This is a genomic window from Allobosea sp. FW305-C-101 (assembly GCF_058783685.1).
On sequence record NZ_JBYSYT010000002.1, the window covers coordinates 471,468 to 491,738 of the forward strand.

The window sequence follows — 20,271 nt, forward strand, 5'->3', positions numbered from 1 at the left end:
ATGCTCCGCCGCACCCTCGCCCGCTTCGGCATCGACCCCTATCTGATCGCCCTGATGGCGACGGTCGCGGTCGCAGCCGTTTTCCCCGCCCATGGCAACGGCGCGGTGATCGCCAATGACGCCGTCTCGGTCGCGGTGGCCCTGCTGTTCTTCCTCTACGGCGCGAGGCTGTCGCCGGCCGCGGTGTGGGAAGGCCTGCTGCACTGGCGCCTGCAATCGCTCGTCTTCGCCAGCACCTATGTGTTGTTTCCGCTGCTCGGCCTCGTGCTCACCCGCGTCTTCGCCGGTGTCCTGCCATCGGAACTGATCGCCGGCTTGATCTTCGTCTGCATCCTGCCCTCGACCGTGCAGTCCTCGATCGCCTTCACCTCGATCGCGCGCGGCAATGTCGCGGCAGCCCTGTGCAGCGCCTCGGTCTCCAACCTCTTCGGCATGGTGCTGACGCCGCTGCTTGTCGTTCTGCTGCTCGATTCGAAGGGCGGCGGCTTCAGCACGCGCGCCGTCGAGAGCATCGCCCTGCAATTGCTGATGCCCTTCGTGGCCGGGCAATTGCTGCGTCGCTGGATCGGGCCCTTCCTGCAACGCCACAAGGCGCCGATCTCGCTGGTCGATCGCGGCTCGATCCTGCTCGTCGTCTATTCCGCCTTCAGCGAGGGCATGGTCGCCGGCATCTGGTCGCAGGTCACGCTCGCCGATCTCGGCCTGATCATGGCGCTCGACGTCGCCCTGCTGGCCGCCGTGCTGGCGATCACGACCGTCCTCAGCCGCCGCCTCGGCTTCTCGAAGGAGGACGAGATCGCCATCGTCTTCTGCGGCTCGAAGAAGAGCATGGCGAGCGGGATCCCGATGGCGAACATCCTATTCCCCGGCCAGGCGCTCGGCCTGATCGTGCTGCCGCTGATGCTGTTCCATCAGGCGCAGCTTTTCGCCTGCGCCGTCCTCGCCCAGCGCTATGCGCGCCGCTCGGCAGAATCGGGGGCGGAAGCGCCCGGCTTACCCGCTTCGGCCAAGGCCTGAACGGCGCAGCACCTTCCTCGTGAACATCCACCTTTGACGGGAACAGCCCTGGGCTTTCCGAGGTTGTTGTCCTGCACGGCTCAGCCGTCACCCTCTCCGAAACCAGGATTCCCCGGCGCGCGCCGGGGAGCGATCATGGAGGCGAGACATGAAGCAGGACGACAAGACCCAGCACGAGATCCGGAAGATCGCCTATGATCTCTGGATCAAGGACGGGCAGCCCGAGGGCCGCGACCGCGAGCATTGGGAAGCCGCCAAGGAAATCTGGGCCTTCCGCAGCCACAACCACGTGCTCGAGGAATCCGGCGGTTCCGACGCCGGCACGGCGAAGAAACCCCGGTCGGCTTCGAAGGCGGCGTGACGGCTACTGTGCCGTCGCACCTAAGCCGTCATGGGCAGGCGTAGCCGTTCGCGATGGGCTGGCAGCGTGCGCCGGTGGGCAGCACCAGCGCGCCGCGCTCGCGCTTGACATAGTCGCCGTTCGGCAGCGTGAAGCCGCCGGTATAATCCGGCGAGACCCGCGTACCGTCCGGCAGGACGAGCTGCGCGCCGTCGCGGACGATATGCTTGGCGGGCGCGGCCTCGGGCTGCGGAACAGGCCGGGGGCGGGATGAAACACAGCCGGCGGCCAGAACGGCAACCAGGCTGGCGGCAATCGATATCCTGATCATGCCCTATCTTTGCCGCGCCTGACGGCAGGGTGCAACCCTGCCCGCGTCCTATCGGATATCCCCCTCGGTCAGTCGCGGCCAGTTGCCGTCCGCGCGGGCAATGTAAGTCTTCGTCCGGCCGAGCCAGGTCTTCCGCACGTCGAGATCGTAGTTGAGATAGAGCCTGCCATCGACGATCGACCAGGCTTCCGGCTCGATCTTCACGAGATAGCCGCGCGACGTGCCATAGGCGCAGAAGCCGCCATAGGCCGGCAGGTAGCGCTCCGGATCGGCCTCGAACAGTGCCTTGTGCGCGGCGCTGGCGAAGCGCCAGACGGCACCGCCATGCCAGACCGAGAATTCCAGTTTGCCGAGCCGCGGCCCTCCATCGCGGAAATAGGCGACGGGATCGTAGCCGCGGATCGCGAGCCCATCCGGCGAACCCAGCGTGTTGACCGGACGGGGCGAGTCAGCCCGGGCGTGGCCGGTGCCGGCCATCGCGATGGCCCAGCCGAGGAAAGCGCGTCTGTCGAGCATGGCCAACCTCCCTCAGACCCGCCGCGCTTCCAGCGCCTCGAAGACATAGGCTGCGAGGTAGCCGTAGATCGCGTGGCCGATGAGGCTCATGAAGGACAGGCGCGGCACGTCGTTCAGCAGGAACTGCTGCCCAGCCAGCGGCGCGAAGAAGGCGAGCGCGATGAAGTAGGTGATCACGCCCCAGATCCAGCCATCGGCCGGCATGCCGAAGCTCTTCACCCAGCGCGTCAGGACCCAGTAGCCGAGGGGGTAGAACAGGAAGCCGGTGACGAAATGCAGCAGCTTGGCGACTGGCGTCGAGATCATCAGGCCGAGCTGATGGAAGAAGAGCGATTTCACCAGCTCCGGCGGCTCCAGCGGATACTCGGCGAACCAGGCGGTCGGCACGGCCGAGAACAATTCCCAGAAGCCGAGGCCCGCGAAACCACCAAGGGCAAGGTTGATCACGGTGCGGGTGGAGGGCAGCGCGAAGCCGCCGGTCATGGTCGCGGTGGTCATGGCGTGTTCGGTCCTTCCAGCGGTCAGTGAGCAATGGCGAGTGGGGTTGAAGCGATAGCGAGCGCGGCGAGGCGCCCGGCGCCGCGATGGCGCAATTGCGCCAGCCGACGAGCGGCGAAGAGGTTTGCGCCGCCGCGGCGTGTCAGCCGTTCGCCGAGGATCCGAGCGGCCCGGTCATGCTGGCCCGAACGGATCAGGCTTTCGGCATAGGCCTGCTCGAACAGGTCGCGCTGGGCATGGCTGCCGCCGATCGCGAGCAGGCCGCTGCGAGCCGCGCCGAGCAGGCGGGCCGCTTCGTCATGATCGCCTTCGTGGAAAGCGATCAGCCCGAAGGCCGCAAGCGCCCCGTTGCGGGCAGCGTCCCGCCTTTCGCTGCTGGAATGCAGCTCGGCATCCTCGATCAGGCTGCGCGCGATGGCCTCTGCCCCATCGGTCTGACCGGCGCCGAGCAGCGACAGGGCATAATGCAGGTCGGCGAAGACGAGGCGCCCGTCGTGGATGCGGCCCTCGGCCTTGGCGGCGAGCTCTTCCCAGCGATCGCCGACATCGACGCCGGCATAGCCGAGCCGGGCGAGCAGCGAGGCGCCATTGGCGATGTCGCGGTAATCGTCTGTCGCATCGGCCCGGATTTCCTCGTCATAGAGCCGCAGCACCTCGCCGGTCTCGCCGCGCTCCAGCCGGAACAGCGCGAGATGCCAGAAGATGTGGAAGCGCAGGTTGTTGGCATGGGCGATCTCACGCCCGTCGCCGAGCCAGGCGATGCCCTCGTCGACCCGTCCGGTCATCTCCAGCACATGGGCGACGGCATGGCGACCCCAGGCGTCGCGCGGGCTGAGGGCCACGGCCCGGCGGCCAGCATGCTCGGCCTGCGCATAGAACCCGCGCTCCTCCAGGGCGAAGGCATGGCAGCCATGGACGAAACCGGCGAGCGGGTGGCTCTCGCCGAAGCCCGGCGCGAAGCGGTTCAGGGTCGCAAGCATCTGCGCTTGGTCGCCGAGCATGAACCGCAGGCCATGCGAGAGCTTGAGCGCCAGCACGTCGAAGGGATGGGCGAGCAGGATCGCCTCCAGCCGCTCGGCCGCCCGGCGCGGGGCGTCATCGAGCCACAGCGCCAGCGCCTCGATCACCATCGCCTCGCGCCGCGTCACCGGCCGCCGGGCAGCGGCGGCCCGCGCCTTACTGAGGCAATCGCGCGCCGGGGCGACGAGCTCGGCCCGCGCCAGTGAGAGCAACATCAACCCCTTGGCGGCATGAGCGAGCGCGAAATCCGGGTCGGCAGCGAGCGCCCGGGCGAGATACTCGGGCGTCGCGGCGGCATGGGCCATCAGCGCCTCCAGCGTATCGTTCCAGGCAAGCCGGGTCGCATCGTTCGCGACGGTGATGCGATCGCCGGAGAGATCGTGATGCGTGGCACAAGACATGGGCTGCTCCATTGCCGCGCCGCGAAAGGGCGCTTGTGAGGGAGTTCGCAACGGCGCGATCAACCGGCGTTCAACTCGCTTCACGGACCCGTGTAGGCCGCGCCGGGCCAGCGGATGTGCCCTGACGCTCCGGAGCGGGCTTCTGCGCGTTGCCGGCCCAGGGCGCGCTCTTGAACCAGCCGGCCACGAGCGCGGTGGCGAGGATCAGCGCGAAACCAACGAGATTGAGCAGGCCGACCAGAAGCTCGTCACGCCCGGCCATGTCGGCGATCGTGCCGAGCAAACGCGCGAGCACGACGCTCGCCAGGAAACAGGCGAGCGACTGCCGTCCGATCAGGATGAGGAGATGGCCCGCGCCGCGGTCGAGCCGGTCCCGCCATGGCTCGATCAGGCTGAGCACGAGATAGGCGAGCGCGAGGAAATGCAGCACGCGCAGGATGTGCAGGTCGGTCTTCTCGCTGGCCGGGATCAGCAGGTCGCGCACCGTCTGCGCGAAAGGCCACGACTCAAGGATGCCCCAGAAGGACAGCGGCACCGACAGCAGCAGGAAGACCCCGGTAACGAGCATCAGCCGGGGATCGCCGAGCCGGGGCACCGTCAGCCATCCCATGCCGATGAAGAAGCCGATGAAGAAGATCAATTGCCAGGCAAACGGGTTGAGGAACCAGCCGGCCCCGTTCCAGGGATTGCCGGAGAGATTGAAGCCGGTGGCCCAGACCATCGCGTAAAGCGCCACCGCGATCAGGAAAGGCAAGGCGGCATGGACGCGCCGCGCCAGCATCATCACGGGCACCAGCGCCAGGATGACGAGATATATCGGCAGGATGTCGAGATAGTCCGGCTGCCAGGTCAGCGTGACCAGGCCGAGCAGCGCCTGCTCCGGATCGGACAGCAGGGGCGCGAACTGACGCGCGATCTCTGCCAGGCCGAAGATGCGATCGAGCGCAGCCGCAAGCGCGATCAGGCCGAGGACGAGGCCGACCTGCGCCCAATAGACCTGCCAGATCCGGTAGGCGATGCGCGCCGTGCCCATGGCGAGCCCGCGCCGGACGAAGACACCGCCGAAGGCGAGCGCGCTGGCGATGCCGGAGCAGAAGACGAAGAGTTCGGCACCGGACGAGAAGCCGAAACGCGCGGGAATCCAAGCATTCCAGCTGTTCTCCGGCAAATGCGCGACGAAGATGATCAGCATGGTCAGACCTCGGAAGAGGTCGAGCCGCTCGTCGCGCGGGCGCCTTGCCGGAGCGGAGGCAAGCGCGGCCATCAGAACGCCCCCTCGTAGCTTGCGGCATCGATGCGGCAGGCCAGCAAGGTGAAGCCGTCGCGCCGAAAGGCGGCCTCGGCTTCGCGCGCAAGCGTCTCGCGATCCTGAACCGTCACGCCATGGCCGCCCATGGCGCGCGCGACCGCCGCGAAATCGGTGCCGCCGAAATCGACGCCGGCCCGCGCCAGCCCCATCTGCCGCTGCTTCAGCGCGATCAGCCCAAGGCTCTCGTCGACGAGGGTGACGATGATGACGGGCAGCCGGAGATCGCGCAGAGGCGCCAGTTCGCCCAGCACCATCTCCAGCCCGGCATCGCCAACGAAGCAGAGCACCGGCCGGCCCGAGCCGAGCGCAGCGCCGGTCGCCAGCGGCAGCGCGCAGCCCATGGTGCAGAGCCCGGTCGATTGCAGAAGCCGCCGCGGCCCGTCGCAATTCCACATCTGGCTGAGCAGGATGCGATGCGCGCCGGAATCCGCTGTCGCGACCGTGCTGGCCGGCGCCACCGCGCGCAGGGTCTCGAACACGGCATGCGGCCCCCAGGCGGCCGGCGCGGCGAAAGCCTCGCGGAGGCCCGCCCGGATCACCGCGGGCTCGCCACCCGGCCAGACGGAGGACCGATCCGGCAGGGCGTCGGCGAGCCGCGTCAGGATTTCACCGACATCGCCTTCAAGCAGAAGCGTCGCGGCATGCATGCCATGGGGCATCGCCTCGGCGACGATGTCGATGACCGGCTTGTCCTGCGGCCAGGGATGGCGCCAGCCCTGGCGCATCTCGATCGGGTCGTAACCGGCGAGCACGATCAGGTCGGCCGCTTCGATCAAGGGCTTCACGATCGCATCGGCCTTCGGCGAGAGGCCGATGCCGCCGATGACGCGCGGATCGGCTTCCGGCAACAGCCCCTTGGCTTTGTAGGTGGTCAGGAGCGGCGCGCCAGTGCGAAGGATGAAGCGCTCCAGGGCGGCGCTACCTTCCTGATTCACGAGGTCGAGCCCGGCGATGACGAGCGGCCGGCGCGCTGCTGCAAGTAGTTCGGCAGCGGGGTCCAGATCAGCCGGCACGGCCGACGCGGAAAGCAGAGGCTGGCTGGATGCCTGCCATTCTGCCTGCGCCTCGGCCACCGAGATCGACAGGTCGATATGGACCGGCCCGGGCCGGCCGCGCCGGGCGAGCGCGACCGCCTTGGCGATGACGAGCGCTTCCGTACCGGGCGACGCCCGGAAGCTCGCCTTCACCAATGGCCGCAGCACGGCCTGGTGATCGAAGACCTGATGGGTGTAGCTCTCGGCCAGGGCCTGATCGACACAGCCGGTGATGAACAGCAGCGGCACGCGGTCCTGGCTGGCATGGGCGACGGCAGTGACCGCATTGGCGACGCCGGGGCCAAGCGTCGCCACCAGCACGGGCTGGGCGCCGGTCATGTGCCACAGCCCTTCGGCCATGAAGCCAGCGGCGTTCTCGTGCTTGGCGAGCAGGAAGCGGATGCCCGCCCGCTCCAGCGCATCGACCAGTGCGAGCACCTCGCCGCCGGGAATGCCGAAGGCATGGGTCGCGCCCGCCGCCATCAGGCCCTCGGCGATGATGTCCGCGCCGGTGAGACGCTGCGCTGGCGCCGCGTTCAAGGGAACGGAATCGGATATCGTCTCGTGGCGCATCAGATCTCTCCGGCAATCCGCGCGGGCGGGTTTGCCGGAGAGATCGCAGCGGAGATGCCGTCGGTTACAGGCTCACGGAGACGTGAGCGCGATGCCGGCCGGAAGCCCCTTCACGCGGCCCCGCGCTTGTGAGGCGAAAGCCGCTATGCGAGGGGATAAGGCGACCCAGACCGATCCGGGATGCGCTCAGGCCTTGTCGCTCGAAGACCTCGAAACACAGCTCAGGCCCGTTTTCCTCGCCGCGCTCGACGGCGATTCCGCAGCCTATCGGCGCTTCCTCGACGCAATCGGCGGGCGGCTGCGCGGCTATCTCCGGCAGATGCTGGCCCGCTCCGGGCGCCACGAGCCGAGCGAGGCCGAGGACGTGCTGCAGGAGGTGCTGCTTGCCCTGCATCTCTCCCGGCACACCTATGATCCCGCAAGCCCGGTCACCGCCTGGGCTCATGCGATCGCGCGCTACAAGCTGGTCGACCATCTGCGCCGCACCGGGCGCCATGCCGGCGGCCTGCCGCTCGACGACGAGGCTTTCGACCTCGCGGAGCCTCCGGCCGCGGCGGCGACCGAGGCCCGGCTCGATCTCGGTCGGGCGATGGCGAGCCTGCCCGAGCGCACGCGCGGCCTGATCGACCGGGTCAGCCTGCAAGGCGCCAGCATCGCCGAAGCCGCGAACGATGCCGGCATGACCGAGACCGCCGCCAAGGTCGCGATCCATCGCGGCCTGCAGGCCATGGCGAAATTCCTCTCCCGGCGCGGGGGAAGGCCGCCATGATCCCGTCTCGCTTCAGTTGACCCGTAACCTTTCGCGGCCACGCCACGAATTCCCGTTCAGACACGGCCAGCAAAGATTTCCAATGCAGACCGACGACCTGATCTCCCTGATGACCGCGAGCCACCAGCCGGTGGATACCGGCCGGCTGCGCCGCGCCACCTGGCTCTGCGCCCTCTGCGCGCTCGCGGCGACGGCCGGGCTCGTACTGCTCACGCTCGGGCCCCGGCACGATATCGGCAGCGCCTGGCTGACCATACCGGTCCTTGCCAAGGTCCTGCTCGGCGCCGGTGTCGCCGGCATCGCGCTGCCGCTGTTCCAGCAGAGCCTGCGGCCGGGCCGGAAACCCGCCCGGCGCTTGCCCTGGGTGCTGGTGCCGCTTGTGCTGGTCGCGGGCTGGGCCGCGCTGGCGCTGATCCAGGCTCCTTCCGGGGAATGGCACACGCTGATCTTCGGCCGCTACTGGCAGGCCTGCGTCATCGCCGTGCCGCTTTATGCGCTATGCCCGCTCATCGGGCTGCTGCTGCTCGCGCGCCGGGGAGCTGCGGTCGATGGGCCATTGACCGGCGCCTGCGCCGGCCTCGCTTCGGCGGGGCTGGCGACGGTCGCCTATGCGCTGCACTGCCCCGACGATGCCGCGCCCTTCCTGGCGACCTGGTACACGCTCGCGATCGCCACGGTCACCGCCTTCGGCGCCCTGGTCTTTCCGCGATTCCTGCGCTGGTGATTCAGCCCACGTCCATACCGGTCCCGCGCTTCGGCAAGGCCAGCCTGTTCTCTATCAGTTGATGAGCTGCTTCGATGCGGGGGCTTCCTCCGCAAGGCTGGCTGTGAAGAGCGCGTAGCCCAGAGCCGCGAAGGCAAACAATCCGACCACTGACAGAAACATGAGAACCGCCTCCTCTGATGACGAGGCAATTTTCCGCGAATCTGTGAATCTTGGGTCCGCAGATTGGTTCAAATTGTTCGGATCGCTGCCGTCGAGCAGACGGCGAGTGCAGCGTACGGAACGATCGCAGCCCGAGATCGACGACAGCTACCTTACAGCGGAGGCTCTCCAGGCCCTTGAGGCCGCCTTTCGCCATTCAGCGCTCTGACAGCGGGAGCCGGTCGAACCGGTCTTCGAATCCTTCGAGGGATGACCTGTCTGGGAGAATCGATCTCGTGGCGTCAGGAAGTGGCGGACAGGGAGGGATTTAATATGGACCATTTACCTATATTTTTCAGATAATTAGAACTAGTCCGATAACCGAACTGTTGCACGACATGTAGCACAACCGCGGAGGGCCCTCCGCAAACGAGCAAGCGGCGCCCGTCACGGCTGCCCTGCGCCATTAGCAGCCCTTGGACTGCTGCCCGGAAGCAGACGCGCGCGCTGGTCAGATGCCCCTTTGCGAGCAGGACGTCGGCCGCCGTCGCCATGTGATCGCCGGCCACGACCCAGGCAGTATGGAACACATCGTCCCCGCCCTCGGCAAGAGCTTCGGCCACCGCGCGGATCTCGCCGAATCCGCTCCACCATAAGAGATGTAGCCATGAGTCCAAACGAAATCGTGGTGCATCTCGTTGCGAAACAAGGCAGCCATCGTGTCTCCCCGAGGCTTCGGCCTGCCGCTCATACATGACCCAACGCAGCCTCTCAAACCAATGTGCGGCTGCGAACAGGAGGAACCTGCCGTGCGGGGGCAGCGGCGCTACTGACGACGATTTCTCAGTGCTTCGCTTGACATGAAATACGCGTGGTATACCGTTGGAATAACAATAGCGTTTGGGGCGCGGCCGGATTGCCACGTCGATGAACGGTGAGGAAGCAAAGCGAGGGGTTCATGCGATGAGTTCACCCGTGCGGCCTGCCCATGCGGCGACTGAGAAGCTCATCACTTTTTTGTATTATCGTGATCTGCCAGCCGCGATGCGCTTCTACGAGGACGTGATCGGGTTGACGCTGGAGATCGACCAGGGCTGGTCGAAGATCTATCGCGTCACATCGAACGGTTATGTGGGGCTCGTCGACGAGAGTCGCGGCAGCCACCGCGCCAACGACATTAAGCCGGTGCAGATCTGCATGCGCGTCGCCGATGTCGATGCCTGGTACGCCTATATCCGCGAGGTCGAACCAACTGGATTGCGCGAGCCACGAAGCAGCGCCGAGCTCAAGATTCGCGCTTTCGTCTTCAACGATCCCGAAGGCTACCAGATCGAGATCCAGTCCGCGCTCGCCTGAGCGCGCGATGTTTCAATCACGACCAGACCAGGCGCAGGGAGCGATCGGATGATCAGAAATGGCCTCACGGATTTGTCGCGCCGAGGAGCAATTGGTCTGGCGCTGCTTGGTGGAGTGGCGCTTTCGGGCGTTGCTCGGGCTCAGGAGAAAGCGCTCACCATCGCCTTGACAGCGGATGCGGTGATCCTCGACCCGCATGCCGCCAACGAACTCACCGGCAACATCATGTTCTACCACTTCTATGACCCGCTGGTGGCACGCACACCAGAGCTGGGTTTCGAACCGGGTCTGGCCGAAAGCTGGCAGGTGGTGGACGACACGACCTGGGTGTTCAAGCTCCGCAAGGGCGTGAAGTTTCACAATGGCGACGAGCTCAAGGCCTCCGACGTCGTCTTCACTTTCGAGCGCCTGAAGAAGGCCCTGATGTCGAACCTTGTCGCCAACATCGCCTCCTCCCGCGCGATCGACGACCACACGGTCGAGATCAAGACGCCGAAGCCGTACGCCGTACTGCATATGGCCCTGGCCGAGGTGCTGATCGTCAGCGAGAAATACACTAAGGCCACCGGCGACGAGCAGATGGGCCTCAAGCCCATGGGCACAGGTCCCTACAAGCTCGCCGAATGGATCAAGGAAGATCGCATCGTCCTGACGGCGCATGGCGACTACTGGCGCGGCAAGCCGAAGATCGACAAGGTCATCTTTAAGCCGATCACCAACCCGGCAACGCGTACTGCTGCCTTGCTGACCGGGGGCGTCGACGTGATCCAGGACCTGGCCGTGCGCGATGTGGCCAGCGTAAAGGCGAATGCCGCTTTCGAGGTGATCACGCGGCCAAGCCTGCTCAACATGGTCATCGCGATCGACACGCGCGAAAAGTCGCCGACCATCGACCTGCCAAGCAATCCAATGCGCGACCGCCGCGTGCGCGAGGCCCTTGTGCGTGCCATCAATATCGAAGCCATCAGAACCGTCGTGATGAACGGCTTCGCCACGCCGAGCGAGCAATATGTCCCGTCCTCGCATCTGGGGTACGTGCCGGGGCTCGACTTCCGGAAGATCTACCCGTTCGACCTGGAGAAGGCTCGGGCTCTGATGAAAGAGGCCGGGTTCGAGAAGGGGTTCTCGATGACCCTCGACACGACCAATAACCGCTACGTCAACGACGGTGCGATCGCCCAGGCGCTCGCCGGCATGCTTGCGCGCATCAACGTCAAACTGAACCTCAACCTGATGCCGCGCTCGAATTTCTTCGGCTACATCAGGGTGCCATCTGACAAGTCGAGCTTCATCATGAGCGGCTGGGACACGCCCTCGGGCGATGCCGGAAACATGTATTCGACGCTGCTGTACAGCCGCGGCAAGAAGCCGGGCTTCGGCCAGGCCAATCGCGGTGCGTTCAGCGACGAGGAGTTTGACGGCTGGATCGACAAGGCGGACGCGACCGCCGACATCAAGCAGCGTAACGCTTTCCTGCAGGAAGCAACCAAGGTCGCGGCGCGCGAGATTCCGATGATCCCGCTGCATTACGAGCAGGACATCTACGCGGCCAAGAAGGGCATCAAGGTTGTGCCGCGCATGGACAAGTTCATCTGGGCTTACGAGATGGACGTCAACTGACATCAGCCGCCGCCCGCTCCCGACAACATGCCGGCGGCCTGTCGCGGCCGCCCCCCGTATGGCGGCCGCGCCCGTGGCTCGTCACGCCTGAAGGTTCGCCCTTGTGCTAGGCTATTTGCTCAAGCGACTGATCCAGATGATCGTGGTCCTCTGGGCCGTGTCCGTGCTCGTGTTCGTGATGATGAGCTTCACGGGCGACCCGACCTATATGATGGTCCCGCTCGACGCGACCGAGGAGCAGATCGAGCAGGCGCGGAGGCTACTCGGGCTCGACGACAGCCATCTCGTCCAGTACTGGCGCTTCCTGTCGAGCCTGACGCAAGGCGATTTCGGTCGCTCGTTCGTGTTCCGGCAGCCGGCTATGCAGCTCATCCTCGAGCGCCTGCCGGCGACCCTTGAGATCGTTGCGCTCGCCATGGTGATCGCACTCGTGCTGGCAATTCCGCTCGGCGTCTACGCGGGCGCCAACCCGCAGCGTGCGGGCAGTCGCGCTGTGATGGCGGGCTCGCTCGTCGGCATCTCGCTGCCGGGCTTCTGGCTCGGCATGGTTTTGATCTTCGTCTTCGCTGTGAAGCTCCAGTGGTTTCCCTCCTCGGGGCGCGGTCCGACCCAGGAATGGCTTGGCATGCGGGTCAGTTTCCTGAGCTGGGAGGGCCTGCGCCACCTCATCCTGCCGGCGCTGACGCTCTCGGTCGGTACGCTCGCCATCCTCATGCGCATCATCCGAGCAGAGATGATGGAGGTGATGAAGCAGGACTACATCAAGTTCGCCCGCGCCAAGGGCACCGATCGGCGGGGCGTATTGTTCAAGCACGGGCTCAAGAACGCGCTGATCCCGCTCGTTACCGTGTTCGGGCTGATGCTGGGCGATCTCATCGCCTTCGCGACGCTGACCGAGACGATCTTCGCCTGGCCCGGGATCGGCAAGCTCCTGGTCGACTCGATCTATCGCGGCGACCGACCGGTGATCGTCGTATACCTGATGTTCGTAGCCTTCATGTTCGTCGTCGTGAACTTCGTCGTGGACATGCTTTATGCGCTCATCGATCCGCGCATCAAGATCAAGTGAAGCGCCGCCGATGAATGCCTTCTCGTCGTCCATCTCCCGCTTTGCAGCCTCGGAGTTCTTCCACAACTTCCGCCATAACAGTTCCGCCATCCTCGGCAGCGCGATCGTTGTGATGTTCGCGGTTATGATCGCGCTGGGCCCGTGGCTCGTCGCGCAGGACCCTTATGACGTGGCCCAGCTCGAACTGATGGATTCCTTCAAGCCGCCGGTCTGGCTGGAGGGCGGGACGTCGCAATATCTGCTGGGCACCGACGGACAGGGCCGCGACGTGCTCGCCAGCATCGTCTACGGCAGCCGCATATCGCTGTTCATCGGGGTCGCGGCGATGCTCGGTTCGTGCCTGCTCGGCACCACGCTCGGTCTTCTCGCCGGCTTCTATGGCGGCAGGCTCGACAGCCTGATCATGCGCATCGCCGATATCCAGCTGTCCTTTCCATCCGTGCTGACCGCGCTGTTCCTGATGTCGGCGTTCGGGACCGGCGTCGACAAGGTGCTGATCGCGCTCATCTCGGTGGGCTGGGTCGTCTATGCGCGCATCGTGCGCGGCTCGACGCTCCGGGAAACGCAGAAGGAATATGTCCAGGCCGCGCGGGTGTCAGGCCTTCCGAACCGCAAGATCATCCTGCGCCATGTCCTGCCCAACGTGCTGACCCCGTTGATCGTGGTAGCGACCATCCAGGTCGGCACCTTCATCCTGATCGAGGCATCGCTGTCCTTCCTCGGCGTCGGCGTGCCGATCACTGAGCCATCGCTGGGCCTGCTCATCAAAAACGGCTTCGATGTCCTCTTTTCCGGCCTGTGGTGGATCTCGGTGTTCCCGGGGCTGTTCATCATGCTGATCGTCTTCGGCATCAACCTGCTCGGCGACTTCCTTCGCGACGAGCTGAACCCGCGGCTCAAATGATCCCGTCCCCGCTCCAAACCGGCGCGATCCAAACCGCCGAGACTGTGCCGCTGCTCTCCGTCCGCGGCTTGAAGACGTATTTCCACACCTTCGGCGGAGTGGTGAAAGCGGTCGACGGCGTCGATTTCGACCTGGCAACAGGCGAGATACTCGGTCTCGTCGGAGAATCCGGCGGTGGCAAATCCATGATCGGTTTCTCAATCATGGGGCTCATCGACCCGCCGGGCCGCATCGAGGCCGGCGAGATCCGTTTCGAAGGGCAGGATCTGGTTCGGCTCGACGAAGGCGGCATGCGCAATATTCGGGGCAAGCGCATCGGCATGATCTTCCAGGATCCGATGACGGCGCTCAATCCGCTCTACACGGTCGGCAACCAGCTGGAGGAAATGCTACGCCTGCATACCGATCTACCGGCGGCGGCGCGACGAGCCCGCTGCATCGAGATGCTGCGGGAAGTCGGCATTTCCCAGCCGGAGGAACGGCTGAACAACTACCCGCACCAGTTCTCGGGCGGAATGCGCCAGCGCGTCGTCATCGCGATCGCGATGATCGCCGGCCCCCGCCTGCTGATCGCCGACGAGCCGACGACGGCGCTCGACGTGACCATCCAGGCGCAATTGCTGCGGTTGATGAAGCGGCAGGTCGAGCAGACCTCTGCCTCGCTGATCCTGATCACCCACGATCTGGCGGCCGTTTCGCAGATGGCCGATAAAATGGTTGTCCTTTATTGCGGACGCATCGTCGAACGGGGCTCGACAGCGCGGTTGATCCGCAGCCCTGCCCATCATTACACGCGCGGACTGCTTGACTCGATCCCGCATGACGACCGCTCGCGGCGCCGTTTGCACCAGATTCCCGGCTCGGTGCCGAACATTCGAAAGCTGCCGCCCGGCTGCGCCTTTGCCCCGCGCTGCCCGGCGGCTCAACCTCTATGCCGCGAGGTCGAGCCGGTGCTGACCGAGTTCGCGCCGGGCCAAGCCGCCGCCTGTCATTTCCCGCTGGAAGCGAAACTCTGATGGCGCCGCTGCTGCAGGTCAGTAATCTCGAACAGCGCTTCGACGCGAGCGGCGGCTTCTTCGAGCGCCTGCGCCTGCGCAACGGCCGTATCACGGCGCCTCGGCGCATTGTACACGCCGTCAACGGGGTGAGCCTGTCGATCGAGCGCGGTGAGGTGCTCGGCATCGTCGGCGAGAGCGGCTGCGGGAAGTCGACGCTCGCCAAGACCGTTATCAAGCTGCACGAGCCGACGGCCGGCTCCATCCTGCTCGACGGCGAAGACATCACCCGCCACGGGTTTGCTCTCATGCAGCCAATCCGCAGCAAGATGCAGATGATCTTCCAGGACCCCTACGCTTCGCTGAACCCGCGCCAGCGCGTCCGCGACATCGTGATGGAGCCCTATCTCGAGAACGCGCCGGGCAAGGTGCACGATGTGCAAGAGAAAGCGCTTGCGCTGCTGGCTAAGGTGGGCCTCGGCCCCGAACATGCCGATCGCTATCCGCACCAGTTCTCCGGTGGTCAGCGCCAACGTATAGGGATCGCGCGTGCGCTGTCGGTTGAACCCAAGCTCATCATCGCGGATGAGCCGGTCTCGGCGCTCGATGTTTCGATCCAGGCTCAGATCCTCAATCTCATGATGGATCTCAAGGACGAGTTCGGCTTCTCCTATCTCTTTATCACGCACGATCTTTCAGTGGTCCGTCACATCAGCGACCGGATCGGGGTGATGTATCTCGGCTTCATGGTGGAGACCGGTCCGACCGAGGCGATCTTCGAGAGCCCGAAACATCCCTATACGCGCGCGTTGCTCGCAGCCGCCCCCGTACTCGGAGAGCCGCTCGCAGCGGCCGCCGATGAGATCAAGGGTGAGGTGCCGAGCGCGCTCGACCTGCCCTCGGGCTGCTGCTTTCGCACCCGCTGCCCGCTGGCCTTCGATCGCTGTGGGCGAGAGCGCCCTGTCCTGCGGTCGCAACCAGGCGGGCAGTCCGTCGCCTGCCATCTCCATGACGCCACGGCGCTCGCCACCTCGACGGATACCCATCCATGACAACGGTTACGATCAGCCAGCCCCGGATCACCCTCGACGATCCCCATGCCTGCACGGACTCCAATGACGTCCTCACCGTTTTCGGTGCGTTGTTCGACACGCTGGTACGGCGCGTGCCCGGCGGTGGTTACGGTCCCTCACTCGCGACGCAGTGGTCGGTGTCGGAGGATGCGCGGCACTTCACCTTCCGCCTGCGCGAGGGCGTCGTCTTCCATGATGGCGAGCCTTGCGACGCGAACGCGGTGCGTTACGCGTTGTTGAGGATGGCGCGACCGGACATGGGCGCGACGCTCGGCGCGCCGGGCGTCTACGCGCAGTATCTTGCGGGGATGACGGTCGAGGTCATCGCAAGCCACGAGATCGCGCTGACGCTGGCTCAGCCGCTCGCGGACCTGTTCGACATCCTGTCCTATGGACACATCGTCTCGCCGGCCGCCGTCGAGGCGGCGGGGGACGATCTCGCGAAGCGGGCGGTCGGAACCGGTCCTTACAGGCTTGAGCGCTACGTCCCTGGCGAGCGGATCGAAGCCGTTGCCAACCCGAACCATTTCGACGGAGCCCCTCGCTTCGAGCGGCTCGCGTGGATCAAGGGCGAGACAGCGCCGGCGCGCGCCGAGGCGCTGCGGACAGGCTCCGCCGATGTCGCCAACGGCCTGCCGCGCTCGGCGCTGTCGGAGCTCGCCGCGCCCGGCTTCACCACGCATGACTTTCTGGCGCCGACGGCGCTCATCATGATGTTCAACGCCGCCGAAGGACCCGCGCGTGACCCTCGCGTCCGGCTTGCGCTCAACCTCGCTATCGACCGGGAGGCGCTGGTCCGGGAGGTGCTCGGCGGCGCGGGCCAGCCCCTGCATGGCTTCGTCAGCCCCGTGCATTATGGCGTCGATACGAAGGCGCAGCCCTTCGCCCGCGATATGGCCGAGGCGCGAAGGCTCCTTGCCGAGGCTGGCCACGACAACGGCCTCACGCTTCAGCTCTATTGCCCGACACGTTTGCCCGACGAGGCGCAGGCGCTAGCCGATGCGGTGGAGGCGCAGTTGATGGAGCTGAACGTGGGCTTCGAACGCCATGTCGAGCCCGACCGGGTGCATTACGCCAATCAGGTCCGGCTCAAGGCGATCCACGACCTCTGCGTCTTCGATTCGAGCCCCATGAGCGTCTTCCGCGTTCTGCACGAGAAGATCGATTCGCGCGTCCGCGGCGCGTGGTGGGAAGGTTACGCCAACCCCGCCGTCGAGCGGCTGATCGACGAGGCGCGCGCGACGGTCTCACCCGAGGCGCGCGAAGCACTTTATCGCCAGTGCTACCGCCTGCTGCAGCAGGACCCGCCTTGGCTCTATCTCTACAACCATCGCCGGGTCATCGGCCTGCGCGGCGCCCATCCCGGCTGGCGGATGCGCAGCGACGGCGTCCTCGACGTCCGCGGGCTACCGCCGCTCTGAGTCTTGCGCCCAGAGCGGCGAGCGCAGCTCCTCGATCTACGCCAGAGCCGCCAGGCGGCGCTCCTGACGCTTGATCAAGCGCTCGATGTCGCCGATATCACCCGTCGAGAGCCGGCCGGCCGGCGCCCGCAGCGCCGCCGAGGCGATGACCCCGCGCTTTGCCAGGATGTGCTTCCTGATCTGCAGGCCGAGCCCAGGCTGGAGTTCGTAGCGGGCCAACGGCAGATAGGCATCGAACAGATCGTGTGCCCGCTCGACAGCGCCCGCCGCATGGGCTTTGCAGACATCGACCATCATCTCGGGATAGGCGAAGCCGGTCATCGCGCCATCGGCGCCGCGGCTCAGCTCCTCGGGCAGGAACACGCCGCCATTGCCGCACAGAATGGAAATGCGGCGGGTCTCGCCGCGATCGCTCGCCGCGCGCAGCGCGCCGATCTTGTTGAGGCCCGGCCAGTCTTCGTGCTTGAGCATGACGCAGCTTGGGAGATTGCGAACGACGCGCAGGATCACCGAGGCCGAGATCTGCACGCCCGTCGCCAGCGGGTAGTCCTGCAGGACGAACGGGATATCGCCGAGCATCGCGGCGGCCGTCTCGAAATAGGCGTAGATCTGGTCGTCCGTTCTCAGTGAGGAGGGAGGAGCGATCATGACGCCCGAAGCGCCAGCATCCATGACCTGGTCGCTCAATTCCTTCAAAGGCGCGAAGCCCGGAGCGGAAACGCCGACTACGACAGGGACCCGGCCCGAGACCCGAGCCAGCACCTGCTTCACGATGGCCAGAGATTCGGCCGCGGTGAGCTTGGGTGCTTCGCCCATCATACCGAGCAGCGTCAAACCCGTCGCGTCCTTGTCGAGATAGAAATCGACCATCGAATCCAGGCTGGCGGAATCAATTGCGCCCTGGTCGGTGAACGGGGTGACCGCGATGACATACACGCCGGACGCAGTTTCGCTGATGTGTGGCATGGACCGTGTTCTTTCGAGCAGAGAGTAAAATCAGAGATCGGCGAGGAGCACGCGGCCGAGCGCCATCGCTGTCGCGGCCTGCGTCGGCTCGACGACCGGGATGCCGAGTTCGGCCTCGAGGCGGGCGCGATAGCGCGCCATGCCCGCGCAGCCCATGACGATGACGTCCGCGCCATGGCTGTCCCGCAGGGACCGGCCGGTCGCCGCCATGCGCTCATAGGTGCGCAACTCGTCGGCGAGCTCGGTCACGCCCAGGCCGATCGACAGGTCGCCCGCGAAGCGCGCCATCACGCCCATCGCACCGAAATAGCGCAGGTGGCGGGGAATCGAGGTCGGCAGGATCGCAATGACGCCGAAGCGTTGGCCGAGAGTGAGCGCGGTCAGGACGCCAGCTTCCGCGATGCCGAAGACCGGGTGCCGGCTCTGCTCGCGCAGCGCGTGCAAGCCAGGATCGCTGAAGCAAGCGATGACGAACGCCGCAGCCTCGTCTTCGAGGTCTCTCGCTCGCTTCAGGAGGGGGCTGATGACCCCATCCACGTCACGCTGGCTCTGGATGCCGGCGGGGCCCTCCGGCAATGTCAGGCAGGCGATCTGCGGACCCTCTGGAGTGCGTAGCGGCGCCACAGCCCTATTGATGGCATCGGTCACCGACTCCGAGGAGTTCGGGTTGATGACGAAGATCGTGCGGCTCATGCGGAGCTTTCCTCAGCCTCAGTAGAGATCGGCGCCGAAATTGCGCGCGGGATCAAATTCGGGAGAGAGCCGGCTGGTCGGCTTGGTCGCTTCGCCAGCCTGGCGCAGGAGGAGCCGGCCAGAGCCCGGCCGGGCGTTGAGAGCGCCTTCGGCAACGATGATTTCGCCGCGCCTGAGGACGGTGCCGGGCCAGCCGGTGACGGTGCGGCCGGCGAACGGGTTGTAGCCGGCGTTGTCGTGCAGCTCGTCGGCGAGCTCGACGCGGCGCTCGGGGTCCCAGATGGCGATGTCGGCATCCGCCCCGATCGCCAGCGAGCCCTTGCCGGGCAGGTCGTAGATGCGGGCGGGAGCAGTCGCGGTGAGTTCGACGAATTTCGACAATCCCATCCGGCCTCGGGAGACCATGGCGTCGAACAGCAAGGGCAGGCGCATCTCAAGGCCCGGCATGCCGTTGGCGATCTGCTTGAAGCTGGGATTGTCGCCGGCACTGAGCTTGCCGCTGGCGTCGAAGCGGTAGGGTGCATGATCGGAGGACAGGACCTGCAGATCGCCGAGTGCCAGCGCCCGCCAGAGGGCCTCCTGATCGGCCTGCGTGCGCTGCGGCGGCGAGCAAATCCATTTCGCGCCCTCGAGCCCGGGGCGATCGAGGTCTTGAGCCGTCATCAGCAGATAGTGAGGGCAGGTCTCGGCGAAGATTTTGACGCCGCGACCGCGCGCCTCGCGGATCACAGCCGCGCCCTCCGCCGTCGAGACGTGGAAGATCATGATCGGCTGATCAAGCAGTTCGGAAAAGGCGATCAGGCGGTGGAAGGCCTCGACCTCCGCGGCACGCGGGTGGCTGACCGCGTGGAACTTTGGCGCGACGTAGCCTCGGGCGACGAGCCTGTCGCCCATCCATTTCAGCAGGCCGTGATTCTCCGCGTGGACGCAGATCAGGGCGCCTTCGGCTCGCGCGGCCGCCATCACGTCGAGCAGTTGCTGGTCGTTCACCTGCACCGCGTCGTAGGTCATGAAGACCTTGATCGAGCGATGGCCGGCCCTGATCAGGGCCGGCAGATCGAGCGTGATGGTCTGCTCGTCCGGGTTGGCGACCATCAGGTGGAAGGCGTAGTCGATGATCGCCCCTCTTCGCGCCAGCGCCGCATAGTCCTCGACGACCGTCACAAGGTTGGCGCCGCGGTGTTGCGCCGCGAATGAGACGACCGTGGTCGTACCGCCGAAGGCGGCCGAGCGCGTTGCAGTCTCGAAAGTGTCGGCGTTCATCAGGCCGCCGCCCGACAACTGCTCGATATGGCAGTGGGCGTCGACACCTCCGGGCAGCACGAGCAGGCCCGCAGCATCGATCTCGCGCCGCCCGGCAGGCAGGTTGGAACCGATGGCCGCGATCTTCTCGCCGGATATCGCCAGATCGGCCTTGAAGACGTCGGTCGCGGTGGCGATCGTGCCGTTGCGAATGACGATGTGGTATGGGATGTCTGTCATCGCTGTCTCCGGTACTGGG

At 66.0% G+C, this 20,271-nt stretch carries 20 protein-coding genes; 11 read left to right on the forward strand and 9 right to left on the reverse strand.

Features of this window, described 5'->3' with window-relative positions:
• Together AC3WMA_RS09770 and AC3WMA_RS09775 are read left to right on the forward strand one after the other, a co-directional pair.
• Entirely contained in the window at window positions 1-1,017 is a 1,017-nt protein-coding gene (locus tag AC3WMA_RS09770) for a bile acid:sodium symporter family protein (protein WP_492285183.1), read from the forward strand.
• Window positions 1,018-1,165: 148 nt separating this feature from the next.
• A complete protein-coding gene (locus AC3WMA_RS09775; RefSeq protein WP_492285184.1) occupies window positions 1,166-1,378 on the forward strand; it encodes a DUF2934 domain-containing protein in 213 nt (70 codons plus the stop codon).
• A 28-nt stretch (window positions 1,379-1,406) separates the two neighbouring features.
• On the opposite strand, the gene AC3WMA_RS09780 is transcribed toward AC3WMA_RS09775, so the two are convergent.
• The 6 genes from AC3WMA_RS09780 to AC3WMA_RS09805 all read right to left on the reverse strand — a co-directional run bounded on the left by AC3WMA_RS09780 (window position 1,407) and on the right by AC3WMA_RS09805 (window position 7,039).
• Window positions 1,407-1,688, reverse strand: coding sequence for a hypothetical protein (locus AC3WMA_RS09780; RefSeq protein WP_492285185.1), 282 nt, complete (start codon window positions 1,686-1,688; stop codon window positions 1,407-1,409).
• Window positions 1,689-1,736: 48 nt separating this feature from the next.
• Complete coding sequence (locus AC3WMA_RS09785) at window positions 1,737-2,204, reverse strand: YHS domain-containing (seleno)protein (protein ID WP_492285186.1); 468 nt, start codon at window positions 2,202-2,204, stop codon at window positions 1,737-1,739.
• Between the two features lie 12 nt (window positions 2,205-2,216).
• On the reverse strand, window positions 2,217-2,702 hold the full coding sequence (locus tag AC3WMA_RS09790) for a hypothetical protein (RefSeq protein WP_492285187.1): 486 nt from the start codon (window positions 2,700-2,702) through the stop codon (window positions 2,217-2,219).
• A 23-nt stretch (window positions 2,703-2,725) separates the two neighbouring features.
• The gene (locus AC3WMA_RS09795) at window positions 2,726-4,123 is read right to left on the reverse strand and encodes a tetratricopeptide repeat protein (RefSeq protein WP_492285188.1); all 1,398 of its coding nucleotides are present in this window, start codon (window positions 4,121-4,123) and stop codon (window positions 2,726-2,728) included.
• 70 nt (window positions 4,124-4,193) lie between these two features.
• A complete protein-coding gene (locus AC3WMA_RS09800) occupies window positions 4,194-5,387 on the reverse strand; it encodes an OpgC family protein (RefSeq protein WP_492285189.1) in 1,194 nt (397 codons plus the stop codon).
• A complete protein-coding gene (locus AC3WMA_RS09805; protein ID WP_492285190.1) occupies window positions 5,387-7,039 on the reverse strand; it encodes a thiamine pyrophosphate-binding protein in 1,653 nt (550 codons plus the stop codon). The genes AC3WMA_RS09800 and AC3WMA_RS09805 overlap by 1 nt, the downstream gene beginning before the upstream one ends.
• 193 nt (window positions 7,040-7,232) lie before the next feature.
• Between AC3WMA_RS09805 and AC3WMA_RS09810 the strand changes: the two genes are divergently transcribed.
• From AC3WMA_RS09810 to AC3WMA_RS09850, 9 genes are all read left to right on the forward strand, one after another.
• Window positions 7,233-7,808, forward strand: a complete 576-nt coding sequence (locus tag AC3WMA_RS09810) for a sigma-70 family RNA polymerase sigma factor (protein WP_492285191.1) — start codon at window positions 7,233-7,235, stop codon at window positions 7,806-7,808.
• A gap of 82 nt (window positions 7,809-7,890) precedes the next feature.
• Complete coding sequence (locus AC3WMA_RS09815) at window positions 7,891-8,532, forward strand: NrsF family protein (protein ID WP_492285192.1); 642 nt, start codon at window positions 7,891-7,893, stop codon at window positions 8,530-8,532.
• 1,104 nt (window positions 8,533-9,636) lie between these two features.
• A complete protein-coding gene (locus tag AC3WMA_RS09820) occupies window positions 9,637-10,029 on the forward strand; it encodes a VOC family protein (RefSeq protein ID WP_492285193.1) in 393 nt (130 codons plus the stop codon).
• A gap of 165 nt (window positions 10,030-10,194) precedes the next feature.
• On the forward strand, window positions 10,195-11,649 hold the full coding sequence (locus tag AC3WMA_RS09825) for an ABC transporter substrate-binding protein (protein ID WP_492285194.1): 1,455 nt from the start codon (window positions 10,195-10,197) through the stop codon (window positions 11,647-11,649).
• Window positions 11,650-11,752: 103 nt separating this feature from the next.
• Complete coding sequence (locus tag AC3WMA_RS09830) at window positions 11,753-12,718, forward strand: ABC transporter permease (RefSeq protein ID WP_492285195.1); 966 nt, start codon at window positions 11,753-11,755, stop codon at window positions 12,716-12,718.
• 10 nt (window positions 12,719-12,728) lie between these two features.
• On the forward strand, window positions 12,729-13,622 hold the full coding sequence (locus AC3WMA_RS09835) for an ABC transporter permease (RefSeq protein ID WP_492285196.1): 894 nt from the start codon (window positions 12,729-12,731) through the stop codon (window positions 13,620-13,622).
• Window positions 13,520-14,638, forward strand: a complete 1,119-nt coding sequence (locus AC3WMA_RS09840; RefSeq protein WP_492285197.1) for an ABC transporter ATP-binding protein — start codon at window positions 13,520-13,522, stop codon at window positions 14,636-14,638. The genes AC3WMA_RS09835 and AC3WMA_RS09840 overlap by 103 nt, the downstream gene beginning before the upstream one ends.
• The gene (locus AC3WMA_RS09845) at window positions 14,635-15,669 is read left to right on the forward strand and encodes an ABC transporter ATP-binding protein (protein WP_492286082.1); all 1,035 of its coding nucleotides are present in this window, start codon (window positions 14,635-14,637) and stop codon (window positions 15,667-15,669) included. The genes AC3WMA_RS09840 and AC3WMA_RS09845 overlap by 4 nt, the downstream gene beginning before the upstream one ends.
• A complete protein-coding gene (locus AC3WMA_RS09850) occupies window positions 15,666-17,111 on the forward strand; it encodes an ABC transporter substrate-binding protein (protein ID WP_492285198.1) in 1,446 nt (481 codons plus the stop codon). Before AC3WMA_RS09845 ends, AC3WMA_RS09850 begins: the two co-directional genes overlap by 4 nt.
• A gap of 36 nt (window positions 17,112-17,147) precedes the next feature.
• Here AC3WMA_RS09850 and AC3WMA_RS09855 read toward each other — a convergent pair whose 3' ends face one another.
• From AC3WMA_RS09855 to hydA, 3 genes are read right to left on the reverse strand one after another with little or no spacing between them, the layout of a single operon-like run.
• The gene (locus tag AC3WMA_RS09855) at window positions 17,148-18,077 is read right to left on the reverse strand and encodes a dihydrodipicolinate synthase family protein (RefSeq protein ID WP_492285199.1); all 930 of its coding nucleotides are present in this window, start codon (window positions 18,075-18,077) and stop codon (window positions 17,148-17,150) included.
• 30 nt (window positions 18,078-18,107) lie between these two features.
• Window positions 18,108-18,770, reverse strand: a complete 663-nt coding sequence (locus tag AC3WMA_RS09860; RefSeq protein ID WP_492285200.1) for an aspartate/glutamate racemase family protein — start codon at window positions 18,768-18,770, stop codon at window positions 18,108-18,110.
• Window positions 18,771-18,788: 18 nt separating this feature from the next.
• On the reverse strand, window positions 18,789-20,252 hold the full coding sequence (gene hydA, locus AC3WMA_RS09865) for a dihydropyrimidinase (RefSeq protein WP_492285201.1): 1,464 nt from the start codon (window positions 20,250-20,252) through the stop codon (window positions 18,789-18,791).
• Window positions 20,253-20,271: the final 19 nt, after the last annotated feature.